Origin of the sequence: Microbacterium lacus, assembly GCF_039531105.1 — a bacterium.
Taxonomy (GTDB): domain Bacteria; phylum Actinomycetota; class Actinomycetes; order Actinomycetales; family Microbacteriaceae; genus Microbacterium; species Microbacterium lacus.
The window spans coordinates 962296-983601 of sequence record NZ_BAAAPK010000001.1; the positions used below are offsets into that span (position 1 = coordinate 962296).

18 protein-coding genes are annotated in these 21306 nt (G+C 71.1%); 13 read left to right on the plus strand and 5 right to left on the minus strand.

Going from position 1 to position 21306, the window contains the following annotated elements; genetic code table 11:
- Nucleotide 1 precedes the first annotated feature (1 nt).
- Together ABD197_RS04535 and ABD197_RS04540 are read right to left on the minus strand one after the other, a co-directional pair.
- The gene (locus ABD197_RS04535) at nt 2–1369 is read right to left on the minus strand and encodes an NtaA/DmoA family FMN-dependent monooxygenase (protein ID WP_344052029.1); all 1368 of its coding nucleotides are present in this window, start codon (nt 1367–1369) and stop codon (nt 2–4) included.
- Nucleotides 1366–2562 (minus strand): LLM class flavin-dependent oxidoreductase, encoded by a 1197-nt coding sequence (locus ABD197_RS04540; RefSeq protein WP_344052031.1) that lies wholly within the window; start codon nt 2560–2562, stop codon nt 1366–1368. Before ABD197_RS04540 ends, ABD197_RS04535 begins: the two co-directional genes overlap by 4 nt.
- A gap of 259 nt (nt 2563–2821) precedes the next feature.
- On the opposite strand from ABD197_RS04540, the gene ABD197_RS04545 reads away from it, so the two are divergent.
- The 6 genes from ABD197_RS04545 (at nt 2822) to ABD197_RS04570 (ending at nt 10791) form a co-directional block, all read left to right on the plus strand.
- The gene (locus ABD197_RS04545) at nt 2822–4234 is read left to right on the plus strand and encodes an FAD-binding oxidoreductase (protein WP_344052033.1); all 1413 of its coding nucleotides are present in this window, start codon (nt 2822–2824) and stop codon (nt 4232–4234) included.
- Nucleotides 4235–4274: 40 nt separating this feature from the next.
- Nucleotides 4275–5936: an ABC transporter substrate-binding protein gene (locus ABD197_RS04550; RefSeq protein ID WP_344052035.1), complete on the plus strand. Its 1662-nt coding sequence runs from the start codon at nt 4275–4277 to the stop codon at nt 5934–5936.
- A gap of 74 nt (nt 5937–6010) precedes the next feature.
- Nucleotides 6011–7027, plus strand: a complete 1017-nt coding sequence (locus ABD197_RS04555) for an ABC transporter permease (protein ID WP_344052036.1) — start codon at nt 6011–6013, stop codon at nt 7025–7027.
- Nucleotides 7024–7872 (plus strand): ABC transporter permease, encoded by an 849-nt coding sequence (locus tag ABD197_RS04560; RefSeq protein ID WP_344052038.1) that lies wholly within the window; start codon nt 7024–7026, stop codon nt 7870–7872. The genes ABD197_RS04555 and ABD197_RS04560 overlap by 4 nt, the downstream gene beginning before the upstream one ends.
- Before the next feature lie 23 nt (nt 7873–7895).
- Nucleotides 7896–9569 (plus strand): dipeptide ABC transporter ATP-binding protein, encoded by a 1674-nt coding sequence (locus ABD197_RS04565; protein ID WP_344052040.1) that lies wholly within the window; start codon nt 7896–7898, stop codon nt 9567–9569.
- A 19-nt stretch (nt 9570–9588) separates the two neighbouring features.
- A complete protein-coding gene (locus ABD197_RS04570) occupies nt 9589–10791 on the plus strand; it encodes an aminotransferase-like domain-containing protein (RefSeq protein ID WP_344052042.1) in 1203 nt (400 codons plus the stop codon).
- A gap of 127 nt (nt 10792–10918) precedes the next feature.
- On the opposite strand, the gene ABD197_RS04575 is transcribed toward ABD197_RS04570, so the two are convergent.
- Both ABD197_RS04575 and ABD197_RS04580 read right to left on the minus strand, forming a co-directional pair.
- On the minus strand, nt 10919–12256 hold the full coding sequence (locus tag ABD197_RS04575; RefSeq protein WP_344052044.1) for an HNH endonuclease signature motif containing protein: 1338 nt from the start codon (nt 12254–12256) through the stop codon (nt 10919–10921).
- Between the two features lie 264 nt (nt 12257–12520).
- Complete coding sequence (locus ABD197_RS04580; RefSeq protein WP_344052046.1) at nt 12521–13225, minus strand: GNAT family N-acetyltransferase; 705 nt, start codon at nt 13223–13225, stop codon at nt 12521–12523.
- Nucleotides 13226–13440: 215 nt separating this feature from the next.
- Between ABD197_RS04580 and ABD197_RS04585 the strand changes: the two genes are divergently transcribed.
- The 7 genes from ABD197_RS04585 (at nt 13441) to ABD197_RS04615 (ending at nt 20231) form a co-directional block, all read left to right on the plus strand.
- Entirely contained in the window at nt 13441–13794 is a 354-nt protein-coding gene (locus ABD197_RS04585; protein WP_344052047.1) for a carboxymuconolactone decarboxylase family protein, read from the plus strand.
- Nucleotides 13795–13922: 128 nt separating this feature from the next.
- Nucleotides 13923–14978 carry an LLM class flavin-dependent oxidoreductase gene (locus ABD197_RS04590; RefSeq protein ID WP_344052049.1) on the plus strand — a complete coding sequence of 352 codons (1056 nt, stop codon included), beginning with the start codon at nt 13923–13925 and terminating at the stop codon, nt 14976–14978.
- A gap of 100 nt (nt 14979–15078) precedes the next feature.
- Nucleotides 15079–16275, plus strand: a complete 1197-nt coding sequence (locus ABD197_RS04595) for an LLM class flavin-dependent oxidoreductase (protein WP_344052052.1) — start codon at nt 15079–15081, stop codon at nt 16273–16275.
- Between the two features lie 18 nt (nt 16276–16293).
- Complete coding sequence (locus ABD197_RS04600; protein ID WP_344052054.1) at nt 16294–17664, plus strand: NtaA/DmoA family FMN-dependent monooxygenase; 1371 nt, start codon at nt 16294–16296, stop codon at nt 17662–17664.
- Between the two features lie 10 nt (nt 17665–17674).
- Nucleotides 17675–18511 (plus strand): DUF1684 domain-containing protein, encoded by an 837-nt coding sequence (locus ABD197_RS04605; RefSeq protein WP_344052056.1) that lies wholly within the window; start codon nt 17675–17677, stop codon nt 18509–18511.
- Between the two features lie 74 nt (nt 18512–18585).
- Nucleotides 18586–19131: a GNAT family N-acetyltransferase gene (locus ABD197_RS04610; protein WP_344052059.1), complete on the plus strand. Its 546-nt coding sequence runs from the start codon at nt 18586–18588 to the stop codon at nt 19129–19131.
- A complete protein-coding gene (locus ABD197_RS04615; protein WP_344052061.1) occupies nt 19128–20231 on the plus strand; it encodes an FAD-dependent oxidoreductase in 1104 nt (367 codons plus the stop codon). The genes ABD197_RS04610 and ABD197_RS04615 overlap by 4 nt, the downstream gene beginning before the upstream one ends.
- A gap of 65 nt (nt 20232–20296) precedes the next feature.
- Here the strand turns inward: ABD197_RS04615 and ABD197_RS04620 are convergent, their stop codons facing one another.
- Nucleotides 20297–21298, minus strand: coding sequence for an ABC transporter substrate-binding protein (locus ABD197_RS04620; protein WP_344052063.1), 1002 nt, complete (start codon nt 21296–21298; stop codon nt 20297–20299).
- Between the last annotated feature and the right edge of the window lie 8 nt (nt 21299–21306).

A 21306-nucleotide genomic window follows, 5' to 3' on the forward strand; every position in this document is an offset into this window, starting at 1 on the left:
GTCACACCCCGACTGGTGCCCCGGTGCGCACCGCGGGCAGGCCGAGCAGGTCGTGCAGGGTGGCGCCGTCCTCGTAGGTGTCGCGGTAGGAGCCGCGTTCCTGCAGGAGCGGCACGACGCGGTCGGTGAATTCATCCAGGCCGTGCGGGGTGAGGTGGCCGACGACCGTGAAGCCGTCCGTCGCGCGCTCCTGCACGTAACGGTCGATCTCGCCCGCCACGAACTCGGGGGTGCCGACGAACGTGTGGTTGGCCGTGAGCCGGATGATCAGATCGCGGATGCTGAGATTCTCGGCTGCGGCCGTCTCGCGCAGCTTCGCGATGCGCGCCCGTACTGCGGCGTGCCGGTTCGCGAAGCCCTGGGCGCTCTCCGGGCCGGTGTCGGGCTCGACCTCCGGCAGCGGGCCGTCGGGGTCGTACCCGCTGAAGTCGCGGTTCCACACCTGCTCGAGGTACGTGATCGCCGTCTCGGGCCGCACCTGGGCCAGGGCGATCTCGCGCGAGCGCTCGCGGGCCTCCTCGGCGGTGTCGCCGAGCACGAACGTGGCCGCGGGAAGGATCTTGAGCGACTCCTCGTCACGTCCGCGGGCGGCCAGGCGCCCCTTCACATCGCGGTAGAAGTCCTGCGCATCCTCGAACTCGGTGTGCAGGGAGAAGATCACATCGGCGTGGTCGGTTGCGAAGTCCCGGCCGTCGGCGGAGTCCCCGGCCTGCACGATCACCGGGCGTCCCTGCGGCGAGGCGGGCACGTCGAACAGGGCGTCCACGTCGAACAAGCGCGTCTGGTGGCGCACCCGCGCGATGCGCTCCGCGTCCAGGTAGACGCCGGCATCGGCATCCGCCACGATCGCGTCGTCCTGCCACGACCCCCACAGGGCCTTCGAGATCTCGGCGAACTCCGACGCGCGGACGTATCGGTCGGCGTGGTCCAGGTACCCGCCGCGCCGGAAGTTCGCGCCGTGGAAGGCATCCGAACTCGTGACCGCGTTCCAGCCGGCTCTTCCACCGGACAGATGGTCGATCGTCGCGAGCTGGCGGGCGAGCTCGTACGGCTCGTTGAAGGTCGTGCTGAGCGTGCCGACCAGACCGATGTGCTCGGTGACGGCGGCGAGGGCGGCGAGCACGGCGAGTGTGTTCGGCCGGCCGAGCACGTCGAGCTCGTGGATCCGCCCGCGATGCTCGCGCAGTCGCAGACCCTCGGCCAGGAAGAGGTAGTCGAACCGCCCGCGCTCGGCCGTGCGGGCGAAGTACTCGAAGGACGCGAAGTCGATCTGGCTGCCGGCGGTCGGGTCGGTCCAGACCGTGGTGTTGTTCACACCGGGGAAGTGCGCGGCCAGGTGGATCTGACGCTTCGCGGGATTCAAGCTCATGCCGAAACCTCCGATCGGGTGTGGCGACTTGCGCGACGCGGCAGTCCGAGTCGCTCGCGCAGGGTGGGTGCGCCGTCGTCGCCGACGAGCAGCGCGGACGCGCGGGGGAGGACTTCCTCGGCGATCGCGTTGAGGTCGGCGGGCAGTCGCGCGGGCCGCAGACGGATGCCGTCGACACCTGCCTCGGCGAACGCCCGGATCTCGGCCACCACGTCGTCGGGGGTGCCGACCACGATGCGCGCGTCCGTGACGAGGGGCGCGCGGGCTTCGAGTCGATCCCATGCCTCGCGTGCGGCATCCGCGGTGTCTTCGACGAGCACGATCAGATCGACGAACACCCGCAGCGGTTCCGGCTCGGTCCGCACCTGGGCCGCGGCCTCGGCGAGCTCGGCCAGGATCGCGCCGGTCCCGGCAGGATCGGCGGGCGTCACGAACACGACGTCGGCGTGCTCGGCGGCGAAGCGGTAGGGGATGCTCTGGTGCGCGAGCGCCGTGACGAGGGGCTGCCCCTGGGGGGAGCGGGGCACGATCGAAGCGCCGGTGATCGAGAAGAACTCGCCCGAGAAGTCGAGGTTGTGGATGCGGTCGCGGTCGACGAAGCGGCCGGACTCGAGATCGCGGATGATCGCGTCGTCCTCCCACGAGTCGGCGAGTCCGCGGATCGCCTGGGCGACCTCGCCGGCCTCGCGGAACGCCGCGACGAGCTGCGGATCTTCCTCCACATGGCCCGATTCCGGCAGGCCGGTGGGTCCGTCCGCGCGGCGTCCGAAGTTCGCCCGCTCGGCCGGCGTCGAGCCCGCGACGAGGCGCACGCCCGCGCGGCCGAGGCTCGCGTGGTCGAGCGTCTGCAGGCCGGTGGCGACGTGGAACGGCTCGGGGTGGGTCGTGGTGACGGTGGGAACTAGTCCCACGCGCGTGGTCAGCGGAGCCAGGAACGACGCGAGAAGCACGGCGTCGAGGCGCCCGCGGACGCGGTCGGTGCGCGGCTCGGGCGCGGTGTCGAAGCGCTCGCCGAGGGCGAGGGCGTCCTCGATCGTGACGAAGGCGACTCCCGCCTCGTCCGCGGCTCGGACGAGGTCGCGCCAATAGGCTGCGGTCGTCAGAGCTGCGGGCCGAGCGGAGTGCTCACGCCAGGCGGCCGGGTGCCAACCGGCACCGTCCAGTGCGACGGCGACATGCACGCGATCGGTCATGGTCCACTCCTCACCGCGCCGCGAGAACGACGCGATGATCACTGTCGCCGGGGGAGCGGCGGCGCTCAAATCGCTTCGTAACGTGACGTCGCGGGGCGTCCGGATCAGGGATCCCCGAGGCGGAATGTGACGTCCCGTGACGGATCGCAACGTCGCATGACGTTCGCGGCCGCGCCCCGCCGCTCCTCCGCTCTACGGTCGAGCCGATCCACCGATCCACCCCATGACCCCGATCCCTGCCGGAGAGGCCAGATCCGCCATGACCAGTCCCGTTCTCGCGCCCAGCGCCCTGGATGCCCTCGTCGCGGCACTCCAGGAGCGGCATCCCGAGATCGAGGTGCGGCCCTCGTCGCCGGCGACGGTGGACTACCTGCACGACGCGGCCACCCGCCTGGCGCCCGCCGGCTCCGCATCCACGATCGGCCCGGCCGTCGCACTCCCGGCCTCGCCCGAGCACGTGCAGGACCTCGTGCGGATCGCCGCAGAGCACGGTGTGCCCGTCGTGCCGCGTGGCGCCGGCAGCGGGCTCTCCGGCGGCGCGTCGGCGACCACAGGCGAGCTCGTGATCTCGACGGAGCGGCTGACGCGGATCCTCGAGGTCTCGCCCGAGGACGAAGTCGCGGTGGTCGAGCCCGGCGTCCTGAACGCCGAGCTGAACGCCCACCTCGCCCCGCTCGGGCTGTTCTACGCGCCCGATCCGGCCAGCTGGCGGATCTCCTCGATCGGGGGGAACATCGCCACGAACGCCGGCGGACTGCGCTGCGCGAAATACGGCGTCACCCGCGAGTCGGTGCTTGCGCTGGATGTCGTCCTCGCCGACGGGAGCCTCATCTCGGTCGGGCACCGATCGATCAAGGGGGTCACGGGGCTCGACCTCGTGTCGCTGTTCGTCGGATCCGAAGGGGTCCTCGGCATCGTCGTCGCGGCCACCGTCCGCCTCCGGCCGATTCCGGCCGCACGCCGCACGGTGACCGCGTTCTTCGACTCGACCGCTGAGGGGGCCGCCGCGCTGGCGGCGATCACCGCATCCCGGGTCCGGCCGAGCATCGTGGAGTTCTTCGACGAGCCGACCCTCGTGAGCATCGACCGGCATTCGCACTCCCGCCTGCGCGAACGCGGTGGCTCGCTCCTGCTGATCGAGCTCGACGGTTTCGGCATCGCCGAGCAGTTCGCCGAGCTCCGCGACGCGCTCACCGCGGTCGGCGGTCGCGTGCAGGCCGAGACGGATGCCGACGGCGAGGTGCTGTGGGAACTCCGCCGCTCCGGACGCGGGTTCGACCTGGACAGCTGGTTCTCGGGTGGCGACATCGCCGTGCCGAAGTCGCGGATCCCCGAGGTGTACGCGTACTTCGCGGTTCTGCAGGAGCGGTACGGCGTCGAGGTCAGCGCGGTCGCCCATGCCGGCGACGGCAATCTGCACCCGCTGATCACGCTGCGGATCCCGGACGGTGCCGATCCGTCCGCACCCCCGGCCACGCTGCACGACGCCACGGACGACCTCGTCCGCTTCGCTCTGAGCGTCGGCGGCACCGTGAGCGGGGAGCACGGCATCGGCACGGTCAAGCGAGAGCTCGCGGCCGTCGAACTGTCCCCGCGGACGCTCGCCGCCCAGCACGCCCTCAAGGCGGCGCTGGACCCCACCGGCCTGTTCAACCCCGGCAAAGCCTTCTGACCTTCACCTCGCCCCACAGCACACCAAGGAGAACGATCACATGTCCACACAGCACCGCACCCGAGGGCGACGCGCCCTCCTGACCGGCATCGGCCTGATCGCCGGCGTCGCACTCATCGCCGGCTGCGCCTCCGGCGGCACCGCACCTGCCGCCGACGAGAGCGCCGCGCCCACGGAGGGCGGCGACATCACGTTCCTGATCGATTCGCTCGGCGCCACCTGGATCCCCAACAACAGCTCGATCTCGAGCTACCAGGGGCACATCTGGGGACACGTCACCGACAAGCTCATCTATGTCGACGCGGAGGGCAACCTGAGCCCGTGGGTCGCGGAGAGCTGGGAGGAGAGCGAGGACAAGACCGAGTTCACGATCAACCTCAAGGACGGCGTCACCTTCTCGGACGGCACGCCGCTCGATGCCGCGGCGGTCGTCGCGAACATCGACATCTGGGCGAAGGGCCGCCCCGACGAGGGCATCAACCGCATCGGGCTGTTCCCCGCCGCCAATTACGACCGGGCCGAGGCCGTGGACGAGACCACGGTCAAGGTGTACTTCACCGCGCCGACGCTGAGCTTCATCCCCACGCTCGCCTACCACGGCTCGATCCTGCTGTCGCCGGAGACCCTCGCGCTGCCGGCCGATCAGCAGGCCGACCTGTCCAATGACATCGGCAGCGGGCCGTTCGTGGTGGAGTCGTGGGCCGAGGGCGACAGTGTCGTGCTCACCAAGCGCGACGACTACGACTGGGGTCCGGAGGCGCTGAACCACGACGGCGCGGCGTACCTCGACTCGATCACGTACAAGCAGGTCGCCGAGCCGACCCTGCGGACGTCGTCCGTGCAGTCCGGCCAGGCCGACGTCGCCTACAACGCGAGCCCGCAGGAGCTGGATCCGCTCAAGGACGAGGGCTTCGAGATCGCGGTGCCCCGCTATCTCGGCTTCGTGAACGGGTACGCGCTGAACACCACGGTCGCACCCTTCGACGACCCGCTCGTCCGGCAGGCCGTCCAGCACGGCATCGACCGCGACGAGATCCTGTCCACGGTCTACACGAGCGACTGGCAGGCGGCGGAGTCGTTCATCCAGAGCAACGTTCCCGAGGCGACCGATCACAGCGACCAGTTCGCGTTCGACCCCGACCAGGCCGCCGATCTGCTCGACGAGGCCGGGTGGGTCGAGGGCGCGGACGGCGTCCGCACGAAGGACGGGCAGGAACTCGCGTTCACGCTGTACCCGAACCCGTACCTGGCCACCTCGCAGGCCGTCGACGAGCTCGTCGCGCAGCAGCTGTCCGACCTGGGCTTCGCCGTGACCCTCGAGGCCTACGATGTGCCGACGTACGGGCAGAAGGTCATCGGCAATGCCGCGATCCCCGCGAACGAGATCACGCGCAGCTTCGTCGACGTCGGAACCGTCGCCGGTGTCCTCACGAGCCAGAAGAAGGGCGACGAGGACTGGTTCAAGGTCGGCACGAGCGACCAGACGCTCAACGACCTCTCCAACCAGATCGCCACGGCGACCGATCGTGACGACCGCGCCGCCGTCGCCGACGAGCTGCAGGAGTACGTGCTCGCGCAGGCGTACTTCGTTCCGCTCACGCAGATCGTGCAGCGCGTGTACGTGCAGAACCCCGCCCTCGAGGGCGTCACGTACAACGGCCTGGCCTACGCGTACTACCTCGACGCGTACCTGACCGAGTGATCATCGCGCGTGTGCGCCCGGAGCCGTCCGGGCGCACACGCGTCCCCGCCCCGTCGAGCCGGAGGGAACATCCCATGCTCCGCACCTACGGACCGTACGCTCTGCGCCGAATCGGCCAGGCGGTCGTCGTGGTGCTCCTGGCGTACCTGTTCACGTTCTTCGTGATCAGCATCCTGCCGGGCGACCCCATCACGAGCACGCTGCGCAATCCCGAGAACGGGTTCACCGAGGAGGACATCGCGCGGATCGTGTCCTACTACGGCCTGGACCAGCCGCTGCTCGTGCAGCTCGCCGGCTCGCTCGGTCGCTTCGTCACAGGCGACTTCGGCATCTCGCTGCGCTCGAACCTCCCGGTGAGTCAGCTGATCCTCGACGCACTCGGCTCGACGCTGCAGCTGGCCGGGGCCGCCCTCCTGGTCGCGATCGTGCTGGCGGTCACGATCGCCTACGGAACGCAGTTCCTGCCTCCGCGGTTCGGGCAAGGAGTTCTGCGCTCCCTGCCGTCGCTCTTCCTCTCCGTCCCCAATTTCGTGATCGGTCTCCTGCTGATCAACGTCTTCGCGTTCGGTCTCGGCCTGTTCACGATGATCGACACCGAGACCCCCTGGGGCACGTTCTTCGCCGCGCTCGCGCTCGGCATCCCCGTGTCGGCGCAGCTGGCCGAAGTGCTCATCGCGAACCTGGACCACGAGTCGCGGCAGGAGTACATCGCCGTCGCCCGCTCGCGCGGTCTCGGGCAGAGCAGGCTGTTCCTCCGGCACCTCGTCAAGCCGTCCTCCCTCCCGGCCGTCACCGTGCTCGCCCTCATGGTGGGCGAGCTGCTCGGCGGAGCGCTCATCACGGAGTCGATCTTCGGACGCGTCGGCATCGGCACCCTGGTGGAGGGCGCCGTGGCCAGCCAGGACCTCCCCGTCCTGCAAGCCGTCGTCTCGCTCGCGGCGCTCGTCTTCGTCGTGGTGAACCTGCTCGCCGACCTCGCCTACCCGCTGCTGGATCCCCGGGTCACGGTCGGCGGACGCGCGCGCGCCGTCTCGCCCGCGGCCGATCAGGACATCCGCTCCGACCTGCAGGAGGAGGTGAGCATCGTATGACCGGTGCCGCCCTGACCCAGGCGCCCCGCGCGCTGACACGCCCCCGGGTGCGCGCTCTCGCTGTCCCGCCGAGCGTGCTGCTGTCCTTCGTCGTCGTGACGATCGTCCTCGCGTTCTCGCTCGCGCCGGGCTTGTTCGCCCACCAGGACCCCGCGAAGGGCGACCCGGCCGACAAGTTCCTGCCGCCCTCTCTGGCGCACCTGCTCGGGACCGATCAGCTCGGGCGCGACATGTTCGCGCGCGTCGTCTTCGGTGCGCAGTCCTCGGTGACGAGCGCTCTCGTCGCCGTCGTGATCGGCGTGGTGGTCGGGGGCCTCATCGGGCTCGTCGCCGGCTTCCTCGGTTCGTGGATCGACGTCGTCCTCGCCCGCTTCGTCGACGTATTGCTGGCGATCCCCGCCTTCCTGCTGGCCGTCGTGATCGTGAGTTCGCTCGGTTTCCAGACCATCAACGCCGCGATCGCGACCGGGGTGTCCGCGGTCGCCGTGTTCGCCCGGGTCATGCGGGCCGAGGTGATCAAGGTGCGCCGGTCGGTGTTCGTCGAAGCGGCGACGCTGCAGGGCGGATCCGCCGCGCACATCCTGTTCCGGCACGTGCTGCCCAACGCGTCCCGCTCGCTCATCCCGCTCGCCGTGCTGCAGTTCGGACTGTCGATCCTCGTGATCGCGAGCCTGGCCTTCCTCGGGTACGGCGATCCGCCGCCCGCGTCGGACTGGGGCCTGCTCATCTCCTCCGGCAAGGACTATCCGCGCTCGCCGTGGCTCGTGTTCTGGCCCGCGATCGTGACGATCCTCACGGTGCTGTCGATCAATCGCATCAGTCGCTGGCTGCGAGGAACCTCGTGAGCCGCGCAGACAGGAGTCCCGTCGTGACCACCGCTCCCGATGCCCTGCTGCAGGTGCAGGACCTCTCCGTGTCGTACGGCGGCACCGAGGTCGTCCACGATGTCGGATTCTCCGTCCGCCCCGGCAGCAGCCTCGCCCTGATCGGGGAGTCCGGCTCGGGCAAGTCCACGATCGCCCGGGCCGTGCTGCGGCTCCTGCCCGCCGAAGCGCGGGCATCGGGCGACGTGCGCTTCGCGGGGACGGACGTGCTGTCGCTTCCGGAGCGGAGCTTCCGTGCCCTCCGGGGAACGGGCTTCGGCTTCGTCCCGCAGGACCCGGCGAACGCGCTGAACGCGGTCCGCACGATCGGCGCGCAGGCGCGTGAAGCGGCGGCACTGGCAGGGCTCACGCGCGCCGACGAGCAGCGCGAGGCGATCCTGGACATCTTCGCGCGCGTGGGTCTGCCCGACCCGGCGCGCGTGTTCGACTCCTACCCGCACCAGCTGTCCGGCGGCATGCTGCAGCGGGTGCTGATCGGCCTGGCGGTGCTCCCGCGGCCGAAGCTCCTCGTCGCCGACGAACCGACGAGCGCGCTGGATGTCACGATCCAGAAGCGCATCCTCGACCTGCTCACCGATCTGCAGACCTCGCTCGGCATCAGCCTGCTGCTCATCACCCACGACCTCGCGATCGCCGCCGAGCGCACCGACGAGATCGTCGTGCTCAAGGACGGCGCCGTGCAGGAGGCCGGGCGCACCGCCGAGGTCTTCGACTTCGCGGCCTCGGCGTACACCGCGCGCCTGCAGAGCGACGCGCCGGCGCTGAACCCGACCCGGTATCGTGACGCGCCGCGACGACCCGCGGTGACGGATGCCGCTCCCCGCGTGGACGTCCGCGCGGTGTCCAAGGCATTCACGGTCGACGGCACGTCCCGGACGGTCGTGGACGCCGTGTCGTTCCAGGTTCCTGCGGGCACGACGCACGCCCTGGTCGGCGAATCCGGATCGGGCAAGACGACGACCGTGCGGCTCCTGCTCGGTCTGGAGCACGCGGACGCCGGCGAGATCCGGGTGGACGGCGAGACGGTGACCGGCCGTTCGCCGGCCGCGCTGCGCGGCATCCGCCGTCACCTCCAGCTGGTGTATCAGAACCCCTTCACGTCGCTCGACCCGTCGTGGACCGTGCAGCGCATCGTGCGCGAGCCGCTGGACCGCTATCGGGTCGGCACGCGTCGGGATCGCGCGCGGGCGGTGACGGAGGCGCTCTCGGCCGTCGGGCTGAGCGCGGAGCTCGGCCGCCGGCGTCCCGGGGCGCTCTCGGGCGGCCAGCGGCAGCGGGTCGCGATCGCGCGGGCCCTCGTGCTCGAACCCGACGTCATCGTGCTGGACGAGCCTACCTCCGCGCTGGACGTCAGCGTCCAGGCGGACATCTTCGACGTCCTGTTCCGCCTGCAGGAGCAGCGCGGCCTCACCTACCTGTTCGTCTCGCACGACCTCGCGCTCGTGCGGCAGATCGCCGACACGGTGTCGGTGCTCAAGGACGGCCGCGTGATCGAAGCGGGGTCGGTGACCGAGGTCTTGGAGAACCCGCGCGAGGAGTACACGAAGACCCTCGTGCGCTCGATCCCCCGTCCCCGGTCGTCCCGTGCCGCGTCCGCGCCGGTGCCCGGCGCCGTGGCGGCGCCCACCGCCACGGCCGCGCTGACACCCACCGCGTGAGCTCGAAGGAGAAGCACCCATGACCACGCTGACCGACACCCGCGCCCCGCGCCCCGCGCTCATCCGCGCGCTCACGGCGCCGAAGGGCTTCGGCGACCAGACCCTGCGCGATCGCCGTCCCGATGCGATCGAGCTTCTGGGCGGCATCCCCGACCCGTCTGTCCTGCCCTCGCGGGAGATCGCCGAGGCGACGGCCCGCGTGCTCGCCCAGCCGGGCGCACCTGCGCTGCAGTACTCGCGCACCGAGGGCATCCCGGCGCTGCGCGAGTGGATCGCCGCGCGCGAGGGTGTGCCCGTCGAGCGCGTCGTGATCACGAACGGTGGGTTTCACGGGCTCGCCCTCGCGGTGCAGACCGTGCTCGAACGCGGCGACCTCGTCGCGGTCGACAACCCGATCTTCCCGCTGTTCCTGCGCGGGCTCGAGCTGTCCGACGCGCGGATCCTGCCGATCGGCGTCGGCCGGACGGGCATCGACGTCGACGACCTGGCCGACCGCCTGCGTGCGGGGGAGCGCACCGCCGCGCTGTACACGGTGCCGGACTTCCACAACCCTTCGCAGTCGACGCTGCCGACCGATCAGCGCCGCGAGCTCGTGCGCCTGGCCGAGCAGTACGGGTTCGTGGTGTTCGCGGACAATCCGTACCGCGAGCTGCGCTTCCGCGGCGAGCAGGAGTCCGTCGAGCCGTTCCACGACTCCGACCTCGTGTGGCACGTCAACACGTTCACCAAGACCCTCGGCCCGGGCCTGCGGCTCGGGTGGGTCGTGCTGCCCGCTCACGCGGTGCCGGACGTCGTGGCGCTCCGCAGCCGACAGGACGGGCACTCGTCGACGTTCGTGCAGGCCGTGATCGCCGAGCTGCTGACGTCCGATCCGCTGCTGTTCGACGCGACGCTCGAGCGGGCGCGGGCGCTGTACCGCGAGCGTGCGGACGCGCTCGCCGACGGGCTGGAGGCCGAGGCTCCCGGTGCGTTCGAGATCGACCGGCCCGACGGCGGGCTGTTCCTGTGGCCGCGGCTGCGCGATGACGGGGTCGATGCGGCGCGCCTCGCGGCAGACGCGAGCGCGGAGGGCGTGGAGTACCAGCAGGGCGCGTTCTTCGCGTCGGGGCCGGGGACGGATGCCGAGCGCCGGCTCCGGCTCGCGTATGGCGACACGTCCGCCGAGCAGCTGCGCGAGGCCGCGCACCGCCTCGGCCGGGCGCTGCGCCGTCAGGGCGTCTGACCGTCCGAGTGGCGTCCTGCCGGACGGATCCCCGGTGAGCAGGTGGCGCCGGGGGTGGCGCCGGGGACGACGCCGGGCCTGAATCCGGGCTCGTGCACGGCTCCACCCTGCCGACTCGGCGCGGGGTTCAGAAGGGTGCGTCGGAGGTGTCGTCGGTGGGCGCGAACGTGACGGCCGGCGGGTACGTCGTGGGCATGTCGAGATACACGGTGCCGGTGGGGGAGATCCATTCGAGGACGCCTCCCGGGAGTTGTCGAACCCGCCAGGGGGTGAACTGCTTCATCGAATGATGCCGTTGACACAAATGCGCGAGGTTTCCCGTGTCGGTGGGTCCGCCTCTGGCGTGGTCGATGGTGTGGTCCACTTCGCAGCGGATCGCGGGGACCCGGCAGCCGGGGAACCGGCAGTGCTGATCTCGGGCTCGGAGCTGCCGGTCGATCTGTGCGGTGCGCTGATAGGTGTCGGTGTGCAGGACTGTTCCGGTGATCGGGTGGGTGAGGATCCTCTCCCACGGGGACCGGGTGCCGGCCGCGAGATGCCGGGCGGTGTCCGGGTCGATCGGACCGGTGCCGACGAGGGTTGCGGGCTCGGAGGAGGAGCCGATCAGGGAGAGGACGGGCACCACGATCTGCACTTTCGCGCGGATCGCCCCGAGCGTGCCGGCTCCGTCGTCGTCCCGGGTGGGATCCGCGCCGGGCTGGGCGGTGAGGAGCATGTCCACCGCGAGGTCGGCGCGAATCTGGTCCATCGTCCGGGTGTCCGTCGTGATCACCGCGAGGTCCGCGTCGTCCGATCCCGCGGGTGGGGTGACACGGGTGTCGACGATGACCCGGGCTTGCTGGGTGAGCCGGTCGTAGACCGCGTCAGCAAGCAGTGACGGGATCGGCATCATGAGTGTCGACATGCCCTCGGTCCCGCGGATCACCTTCACGCACCGGGTCGCGTTCGCGGCGTCGTGGCGTTCCTGGACGCTGATCGGGTGCACCTGCTCGGCCAGCACCCGCAACCGCGAGGCCACGCGCCCGGCGGTGTCCGAGGTGCACAGATCAGCGGCGGCCGCATCGAACTCCCGTCGGTTCTCTGGGGGAAGGATCGAGCCGGCGTCCTGCACGGCCCGGACGTGCCCGCGGGTTATCCGCCCGTCCTCCCAGGCAGAAAGGGTCGCCGGGTAGTCGCCGACGAGCATGGCCGCCTCCCCGATCTGGCGTTGCAGGGACCGGTCGGACACGTGCGTGGCGACCGCGATCTCGGACGCGACCGTCCGCAGCACCATGTCCGCCTGCCGCTCCCGGGCAGAGACACCGGTCAGCACATCGTCGACGAGGTCCGCCGCCTGCGCGAGCACCCGCACCCGCGCCGCTTCTGCCGCGGCGATCGCCTGGTCGAACGCGGCGACCTGGTCGCGCAGGCTGCGCAACATGTCGGTCTGCGAGTCGGTGAATCCGACCACCGTGTTCGAATACATGTTCTAAAGTCACCGCCACCCACCGACATCGCCGCTGGCCGACAGGTACCCTTCGCCGCCCCCTCTCGACATGGTGGGTTTCCCCCCGAGATGGTGGGTTTCCTCCCGAGATGGTGGGAGCCACCTCGGTGCAAGTTCAACAATCTCGCGGCGGAACCCACCATCTCGGCGGGAGACCCACCATCTCGGCGGGAGACCCACCATCTCGGCGGGAGACCCACCACCTCGGCGGGAGCAGCGGGGCGCGGGCGGCGGGCGGCAGCCTCAGGCGGGCGTGCGCACGAAGGAGAACGTCGTGTGCCGGCGCAGCGCGAAGCCGAGGCGCTCGTACACCGCGATCGCGCCCACGTTCGTCGCCGCGGCGTGCAGCATCGCCCGATCGCCGCGCTCCTGAATGTGGAACGCCACGTCCAGCACCAGGCGCGAGGCGAGTCCCCGGCCGCGGTGCTCGGCATCCGTCGCCACCGCACTGATCTCGGTCCAGCCCTCGGGATGCAGTCGCTCGCCCGCCATCGCCACCAGCCGACCCTCGTGCCGGATGCCGATGTAGCGCCCCAGTTCGTGCGTCCGGGGCCGGAACGGGCCGGGCTGGTTGCGCTCGACGAGCGCCAGCATCTCCGGCACGTCGTCCACTCCGAGCTCGATCGCCTCCTCGAACGGCCGCGGCGCGAGCGCCGGGGTCTCCACGAGCTGAACACCGTCGCCGCGCCCCAGAATCTCCCAGCCCTCGGGCGGCAGCTCATCGGTGCTCGAGAGACCGATCTCGGCCGCGGGTCCGACGAGCTGGGCCAGCGCGTCCCACACCCGGGGGTCCTCCCACGTGCGCACGGCGACGAAGGGGGCGACATCGGCGGGGTACTGGCGGACCAGGTCGTCACCTATCGCGAACTGCGCGTGCGGACCGGCGAGCGAGTGCCATGCCGGGTTGTCCAGCACGGCATCCTGCTGCCTCCAAAGGGTCTGGGTCATTCGTGAAGTCCTTCGTCAGCGTTCTGCGTGGTACGAGAGTGTCAGTTCGTGTCGGCTCGGATTCGTCGAGGCGACACGAACCGACACATCTCGAAGCGCAACCGCGGTCGCGCCCAGGGTGTTCCGCTTCCGCGTCTTTGTGTGTCATCGCCGCACAGTGTCATGCGCCGCGCATGGCATCGTCGAAAGTCCGACCGGCATGACAGGAGAGCACGATGGCCGACTACTTCGACCGCGAGAACGACCGCACTTATACGCGCGTCTACAAGAGCGAGACGCCCGACATCCTGCAGGCGTTCGCGCAGTTCGACGATGCCGTGTTCGCCGGGGAGGGCCGGGAGATCCCGTTGAAGTACCGGGAGCTCATCGCGGTCGCCGTCGGCATCAGCACGCAGTGCGTCTACTGCATCGACGGCCACACCCAGCGCGCGATCAAGGCCGGTGCGACGCAGGCCGAGCTCGCCGAGGCGGCGTGGGTCTCGACCGCGATCCGCGCCGGCGGCGGCTTCGCGCACGGCCGCCTCGCGTTCAAGTTCGGCGACCAGAGCGCGGTGGCCCACCAGCACTGAGGACCGATCGTGTGACGTCGGGTGACGCGGGGTGACGTCGGGTGACGGGCGCGGGGCCGCAGTCATGTCGCACCTGCCAGCGTGAACGGGCCGTGACAGACGCGGCCGCATCACGAATCGGAGAGCCCATGACGAGCGAGCGGATGCTGGTCCCCCGAGCCGGATTCATCCTGGCCGGCACCCACCCCGAGGACGACCCGCGCGCAGGACTCGAGCAGACCCTGCGCCTGTTCTCGTTCGCCGAGGATCTCGGGTACGACGTGGCCGGCATCCGTCAACGACACCTCGAGCGGGGGATCTCCTCCGCGCTGCCGTTCCTCGCCGCGGCGACGCAGCGGACGCGGTCGATCCGGCTCGAGACCGGCGTCGTGCCCCTGGGCTACGAGACGCCGTTCCGCCTCGCCGAGGACTTCGGCACGGTCGACGCCCTCTCGGGAGGGCGGGTCAACGTCGGCATCAGCAGCTCCGCGCCGCACGGCGATCTGCTCGCGGGGCTCGGGCGCGGCGACGCGCCGGTCGATGCGTACGCGCTCATCGAGCGGTTCCTGGAAGCGCTCGAAGGGCATCCGCTCGCGAGCGAACCGCTGCAGACGCCGTACGGCCCGCAGATCCCGCGCATCGAGCCGCATATCCCGGGCCTGCGCGACCGCGTGTGGCTCGGCGGCGGATCGGAGCGCTCCGTGCGCTGGGCCGCACGGCACGGACTCAAGCTCCTGCTCGGCAACCTGAGCGACGCGGGCGGCCACGACCGGTTCGAGCCGGCGCAGCGCGCGCACCTGGACGCGTACTACTCCGAGTTCGTCGGGAGCGGCATCCCCACGGTCGGTGTGGAACGGGTGATCGTGCCGACCACGACCGCGACCGCGCCGCAGCGCGAGCACTACCGCGCGTACGCCGAGGCGCGCGACGCCCGGACCGCCGCCCCGGCGGAGATCGGCCCGCGTCGCGTCGTGTTCCAGCGCGATCTCGTGGGCACCGCCGCGCAGATCATCGAGCGCCTCGGCGAGGACCCGTCGATCGACGGCCGCACCGAGCTCCGCGTCGCGCTGCCGTACGGCTTCGCCGAAGACGAATACCGGCAGATCCTCTTCGACATCCGTCACGCCGTGCTGCCCGCGCTCGGCTGGACGCCCGCGTCCGAACGCGGCGCCGCGTCGTTGATTACCGCGGATGACCGCGCATGACCCCTCTTGACGGCGCCACGCGCGACGGGCGCGGGATGCCGCGAGGCTGGCGACAGCGGACAGACGGGCTCCGCGACCTGAGTGAGGAACGGGAGACTCCATGACCACCACCGATCGACTGCGTCTGGGCGTGGCGCTCGAAGGCGCCGGCTGGCACCCCGCCGCGTGGCGCGAAGAGTCTTCGCGCCCGACGGAGCTGTTCACACCGAACTACTGGGCCGATCTGGTGCGACGAGCGGATGCCGCCGGCATCGACTTCGCCACGATCGAGGACTCGTTCGCCGTGCAGTCCGGCTCGCCGTTCGGTGCCGACGACCGCACGGACGAGGTGCGTGGCCGGCTGGACGCGCTGCTGATCGCCTCGCGCGTCGCCCCGGTGACCCGCCGGATCGGGCTGATCCCCACGGTGACCACGACCCACACCGAGCCCTTCCACATCTCCACCGGGATCGCCACTCTGGACTACACCAGCCTCGGCCGCGCCGGATGGCAGCCGAAGGTGTCGCCGCGCGCCGACGAGGCGCGGCACTTCGGACGCCGCGACATCCCCGAGTTCACCGACCGAGAAGACCCTCGGCTGTGGGAGATCGCCGCCGAGCTGTTCGCCGAGGCGGAGGACGTCGTCGAAGCGGTGCGCCGGCTCTGGGACAGCTGGGAGGACGACGCGGAGATCCGCGACGTCGCGACCGACCGATTCCTGGATGCCGACAAGCTGCACACCGTCGACTTCGAGCGACGCTCCTTCCGTGTGCGCGGTCCGTCGATCACGCCGCGACCGCCCCAGGGGCAGCCCGTGATCGCCGCGCTCGCGCACGCCGAGATCCCGTACCGCTTCGCCGCGGCATCCGCGGACGTCGTCTTCGTCACCCCGCAGGACATCGCCGGTGCGACCGCGATCCTCGATGAGGTCCGCCGTGCGGAGCGCGACGTCGCTCGAACCGGGGAGCCGCTCCGGGTGTTCGCCGACCTGGTCGTGTTCCTGGACGCCGACGAACCGGCATCCGATCGCCTCGAGCGACTCGATGCCCTCGGCCGGCCGCTCTCCTCGGACGCCCGCATCTTCGCCGGGTCGGCCGCACAGCTCGCCGACGAGATCGCCGCGCTCGGCGAGCTCGGCTACGCGGGGGTGCGGCTGCGCCCCGGCGTCGCGACCGACGACCTGCCCCGTATCGCCGACGACCTGGTGCCCGAACTGCGCCGACGTGACCTGCTGGCCGGAGACGGAGGATCCCTGCGCGGCGTCCTCGGCCTGCCGACCTCCGTCCCCAACCGCTACGCGCCGGCGCTCGCCGGCTGACCCACTCAGGAGCAGACGATGAGCACGAGAGCACGCAAGCAGATCATCCTCGCCGCCTACGTCGGCGGTGTGAACGAGCACACCGCCTGGGAGCACCCCGACGCGGGCAGTCAGATCGCTTTCGACACGTTCCGCCAGGTCGCCCAGACCGCCGAGCGCGGGCGGTTCGACTACTTCTTCCTCGCGGAGGGCCTCGCGCTGCGCGAACGCGCCGGCCGTGTGTTCGAGCACGACATCGCCGGGCGTCCGGACACGCTCGCGGTGCTCGCCTCCCTCGCCGCGGTGACCGACCACATCGGTCTGATCGGAACGCTGAGCTCGACCTTCAACGAGCCGTACGAGCTTGCCCGGCAGCTCGCGAGCCTGGACCACCTCTCCGGCGGTCGCGCGGGCTGGAACGTCGTGACGAGCTGGGACGCCTTCACCGGGCAGAACTTCCGGCGCGGCGGGTTCCTCACGCGTGAGGAGCGCTACACCCGGGCCGAGGAGTTCGTGCGCACGGTGCAGGAGCTGTGGGACTCGTGGGCGGAGGACGCGATCGTCGCCGACAAGCAGAGCGGGCGCTTCCTGGCCGACGACACGGTCGGGCGCTTCTCCCACGCCGGTGCGCAGTTCGACATCGAGGGCCGGTTCACGGTGCCGCGGAGTCCCCAGGGGCGCCCGGTCCTCGTGCAGGCGGGGATCTCGCCGCAGGGCCGGGACTTCGCGGCCGCGAACTCCGATCTGATCTTCTCGCCGTTCTCGCGTCAGCCCGAGGCGCAGGAGTTCTACGCCGACGTCAAGTCGCGGGCGCGGAGCTTCGGGCGCAACCCCGACGACCTCAAGATCATCCCCGGCGCCGGCTTCGTGCTCGGCGATTCGCGGGCGGATGCCGAGGAGAAGGCCCGGCACATCCTCGAGCAGCAGCTCAGCGACAAGGCCGTGCAGGTCCAGTTCGAGCAGCTGTGGAACCGCGATCTGTCGGCGTACGACATCGACGGGCCGCTGCCGAGCATCGACCCGGATCCCGAGGCCCCGCCCATCATCCAGGGGAAGGCCTTCATCTACCAGGACCGCTTCGAGACCGTGCGGCGCTGGCGTGCTCTGGCGGAGGAGAAGGGCCTCAGCATCCGCGGTGTCGCCGCCGAGGTGTCGGCGCGCGCCGACTTCATCGGGACGCCCGAGCAGGTCGCCGATGCGCTTGACGCGTTCATCCAGAACGACGGCGCCGACGGGGTCGTCCTCGGCGGGCACGTCACGCCTGGCGGCATCGACGAGTTCGTCGACAAGGTCGTGCCCCTCCTGCAGGAGCGCGGATCGCTGCGCACCGAGTACACGGGCTCGACGCTGCGCGAGAACCTCGGCCTGCCCGTCCCCGAGCGTCGCGGCGCGCTCGCCGCGACGGTGTGAGGGGGCGATCATGACCGACACGCTCAGCACGGCGACGATCGACCGGGCGGACTTCGGCCGCGGCTGGGAGGCCTGGCATCGTGAACATGAGGCCCGCCGGGCGGACCCGCACGGCTTCCTCGCGATCACCGGCCTGCACTGGCTCACCGCCGCGCCGCAACTCATCCCCGGCGTTCCGGGCGCGTGGTCCACGGGCCCGGAGGGCCCGGTGGTGGCCCTCACCGACGACGATGTGCTGACCTTCGACGGTGAGGTGCTGCGCGGCATCCATACGTTCGGGGAGATCCCCGAGCGCGGGGGACTCACGGTCGCCTACGACGGCGGTGTGGCCGAAGTGGCCAAGCGCGGCGGGCACGACATCGTCCGTCCCCGCAGGCCGGATCACCCGTTCCTCGCCGCGTACGACGGTACGCCGGTCTATGCGCCTCACCCGCAGTGGCGTGTTCCGGCGCGTTTCGTCGAGTATGCGACGCCGCGTCGCACCGAAGTCGGTGCCGCGGTGGACGGGCTGACGCACGTTTACGAGTCGCCCGGGTACGTGGAGTTCACGCTGCGGGGGGAGACCCACCGGCTCATCGCGTTCGAGGGATACGCGCCGGGCGAGCTCGTCGTGCTGTTCACCGACGAGACGAGCGGGCGGACCACCTACGCCGCGAATCGGACGGTCGGCGTGCCGGCCCCGGACGCCGACGGCGGGACGGTGATCGACTTCACGCGCGCCGTCAACCTTCCCTGCGCCTACACCGACTTCGCGACCTGCCCCCTCCCGCCGGCCGGGAACCACCTGCCGATCGCCGTGGAAGCGGGGGAGAAGACGCCGCTCGCGCGGGTGCACGCCACCCTCTGACGAGGGGTGCCACCTCGTTACGCGGTGTTGCTCGCCCCGCGGGCACCCCGGCGCCGCCCGCTGATACTGGAACCATGTCGGGTGCAGACGCGCCGGCGGTCCCCTCCGCGGAGTGGCTCGTCGAGCAGGTGGAGTGGACCGATCCGCGTGCGCACGCGCTGCGTGACGCGATGGACGCCGAGATCGGACCCCGGTACGCGGGCAGGCTCGACGACGTGCCGCAGGACGTCGCGGAACGGATCGGGGCGGCGCTGTCCGTCGCGCCGGAGACGATCGTCGCGACGGTGATCGTGACGAATGCCGAGGGCGAAGCCGTCGGTCACGCCGCGCTCCGCGACCTCGGCGCGGAATTCGCGGGGTCGCTCGAGGTCAAGCGGGTGTACGTCGCTCCGGACGCCCGGGGCAGCGGCGTGAGCCGTCTGCTGATGGCGGAACTCGAGCGGATCGCCGCCGACCTCGGCGCGCAGCGGCTGATCCTGCAGACCGGAGACCGCCAGCCCGAAGCCGTCGCCCTGTACGAGCGGATCGGCTACACGCGCATCCCGATCTATCCGCCGTACCTCGAGATCGCCTTCTCGCAGTGCTTCGAGAAGCCGGTCGCCCGGAGGGCCGCCGCATGAGCGACACCGCCGAGGTGGTCGTCGTCGGCGGCGGTGCGATGGGGGCGGCATCCGCGTGGCAGCTCGCCCGCCGCGGCGTCGACGTCACGCTCCTCGAGCAGTTCGAGCCGGGCCACCGGCACGGCGCGTCGCACGGCGCGTCCCGCAACTTCAATCTCAGCTACGAGGATCCGGGGCTCCTGGCCTGGCTGCATGAAGCCGACGGGCTGTGGCAGGAGCTCGAGGCCGAGACCGGTTCCGAGCTGCTGACCCGCACCGGGATCATCAACCACGGTCCGGGCCGCGACCAGAACCGTGCCGTGCAGGCGCTGCGGGACGGCGGCTTCGACGTCGAGCATCTGGACGCGCGCGAGGCGGCCGATCGCTGGCCCGGCTTCCGCTTCGCCGGTCCGGTCTTCCACACCCCGCAGGCGGGCCGTCTGCACGCAGACCGGGCCGTCGCGGCGCTCGGCTCGGCGGCGGCGGTGCGCGGCGCGCGGATCCGCCATCAGACGGCGGTGCTGGACGGGTCGGCCGGCGACGACGGCGTCCGGGTGCGCGTGCGGACCGCGGACGGGAGCGAGGATACGATCCGCGCACGACGCGCGATCATCACGGCCGGGGCATGGACGACGGATGTCCTCACCGCGCTCGGCATCGAGGCGTCCCTGCCGCCGCTGCGAGTCACGCAGGAGCAGCCGGCGTTCTTCGCGCCGCGCGACGGGTCGACCGCGTGGCCGGGATTCAACCACACCCCTGCGGCCGACGATGCCGCCACCGCGTGGTTCCCGAGCGGTGTGTACGGCATGGGCTCGCCGGGGGAGGGCATCAAGGCCGGCTGGCACGGGGTCGGACCCGAGACCCACCCCGATCGCCGCACCTACGTTCCCGACCCAGGCCTGTCGGACGCGATCGTCCGGTACGCGCGGGAGTGGCTCCCGGGGGTGGATTCCGCCGCGTTCTCCGAGATCACGTGCACGTACACCTCGACCCCGGACTCCGCGTTCGTCCTGGAGCGGATCGGACCGGTCGCCCTCGGCGCCGGCTTCTCGGGTCACGGGTTCAAGTTCACGCCGGTGATCGGTCGCGTGCTGGCGGACTTGGTCGTCGACCCGCGCTGATCAGGCGCCGCGCGGCGAAAGGGACGGGATCCGATCGAATCGGATCCCGCCCCTTTCGCGTGCCGTCACGGCTTGGGCAGCCCGGGCGGGTTGACCAGCGACTCGGTGACGCCCTCGGACTCCAGGCCCCAGAACTCGAGCAGCTCGGTGTAGGTGCCGTCCTCGATGATCTTGTTGAGCACGATGCTGACCGGTTCGATCAGGCCGTTGCCCTTCGCGGTGCCGGCCGCGATGTTCGCGGTGTCGGGCCAGCCGCCGGGCACGATGCCGACGAGCTTCGTGTCACCGGTCTCCAGCGCCGCCCAGGCGGCAGTCGCGTTCGGGCCGAAGTTGGCGTCGGCGCGACCCGACTGCAGCGCGAGCGTGGCCGCGGCGGTGTCGTCGTAGTACTGCAGCTCGGCGGGTGCCTTGCCGTCCGCTTCGAGTTCCTCGTTCCAGCGCAGGAGGACCTGCTCTTGGTTCGTCCCCGAACCGACGATGATCTTCAGGCCCGAGATGTCGGCGGCCTCGCTGATCGAGTCGATGTCGCTGTCGGCTTTGACGTAGAAGCCCAGGAGGTCCTCGCGGTAGCTCGCGAAGTCGTAGAGCTCCTTGCGCTCCTCCGTGACCGTGACGTTGGAGGTGATCAGGTCGTACTTGCCCGACTGGATGCCCAGCGGCCAGTCCGCCCACGCCACGACCTGCGGGTTGTACTCGAGGCCGAGTCCCTCCGCGATCAGCAGGCCGATGTTCGGTTCGGTGCCGGCGACGTCGGTCGCGGCGGACGTGCCGTCGGGCTGGTAGCTCAGCGGCGGGACGAACGCCCCGACCGCGACGGTGAGCTTGCCCTCTTCGATCGGCTCGAATCCGCTCGCCTTCAGGGCTTCGACGGCCTCGGGAACGGGGTCGGTGTGGAACCACTCGATCTCGCCGGTCGCGGTGTTCGTCTCGGTCGGCTTCGGGCTGGATGCCGCGGCCTCGGCCGCGCCGCCGTTCAGATTCACGGCGGCGAACACGCCGCCGACGATCGCGGCCACCGCGACGACGCCGACGCCGATCGCGATGCCCTGCTTCTTGCTGATTGCCATGCTGTGTC

Excerpts from the sequence above, each read along its gene's own strand:
- ABD197_RS04535 (WP_344052029.1), bottom strand. The coding sequence starts at position 1,369 with ATGAGCTTGAATCCCGCGAAGCGTCAGATCCACCTGGCCGCGCACTTC.
- ABD197_RS04540 (WP_344052031.1), bottom strand. The coding sequence starts at position 2,562 with ATGACCGATCGCGTGCATGTCGCCGTCGCACTGGACGGTGCCGGTTGG.
- ABD197_RS04545 (WP_344052033.1), top strand. The coding sequence starts at position 2,822 with ATGACCAGTCCCGTTCTCGCGCCCAGCGCCCTGGATGCCCTCGTCGCG.
- ABD197_RS04550 (WP_344052035.1), top strand. The coding sequence starts at position 4,275 with ATGTCCACACAGCACCGCACCCGAGGGCGACGCGCCCTCCTGACCGGC.
- ABD197_RS04555 (WP_344052036.1), top strand. The coding sequence starts at position 6,011 with ATGCTCCGCACCTACGGACCGTACGCTCTGCGCCGAATCGGCCAGGCG.
- ABD197_RS04560 (WP_344052038.1), top strand. The coding sequence starts at position 7,024 with ATGACCGGTGCCGCCCTGACCCAGGCGCCCCGCGCGCTGACACGCCCC.
- ABD197_RS04570 (WP_344052042.1), top strand. The coding sequence starts at position 9,589 with ATGACCACGCTGACCGACACCCGCGCCCCGCGCCCCGCGCTCATCCGC.
- ABD197_RS04575 (WP_344052044.1), bottom strand. The coding sequence starts at position 12,256 with ATGTATTCGAACACGGTGGTCGGATTCACCGACTCGCAGACCGACATG.
- ABD197_RS04580 (WP_344052046.1), bottom strand. The coding sequence starts at position 13,225 with ATGACCCAGACCCTTTGGAGGCAGCAGGATGCCGTGCTGGACAACCCG.
- ABD197_RS04585 (WP_344052047.1), top strand. The coding sequence starts at position 13,441 with ATGGCCGACTACTTCGACCGCGAGAACGACCGCACTTATACGCGCGTC.
- ABD197_RS04590 (WP_344052049.1), top strand. The coding sequence starts at position 13,923 with ATGACGAGCGAGCGGATGCTGGTCCCCCGAGCCGGATTCATCCTGGCC.
- ABD197_RS04595 (WP_344052052.1), top strand. The coding sequence starts at position 15,079 with ATGACCACCACCGATCGACTGCGTCTGGGCGTGGCGCTCGAAGGCGCC.
- ABD197_RS04600 (WP_344052054.1), top strand. The coding sequence starts at position 16,294 with ATGAGCACGAGAGCACGCAAGCAGATCATCCTCGCCGCCTACGTCGGC.
- ABD197_RS04605 (WP_344052056.1), top strand. The coding sequence starts at position 17,675 with ATGACCGACACGCTCAGCACGGCGACGATCGACCGGGCGGACTTCGGC.
- ABD197_RS04610 (WP_344052059.1), top strand. The coding sequence starts at position 18,586 with ATGTCGGGTGCAGACGCGCCGGCGGTCCCCTCCGCGGAGTGGCTCGTC.
- ABD197_RS04615 (WP_344052061.1), top strand. The coding sequence starts at position 19,128 with ATGAGCGACACCGCCGAGGTGGTCGTCGTCGGCGGCGGTGCGATGGGG.
- ABD197_RS04620 (WP_344052063.1), bottom strand. The coding sequence starts at position 21,298 with ATGGCAATCAGCAAGAAGCAGGGCATCGCGATCGGCGTCGGCGTCGTC.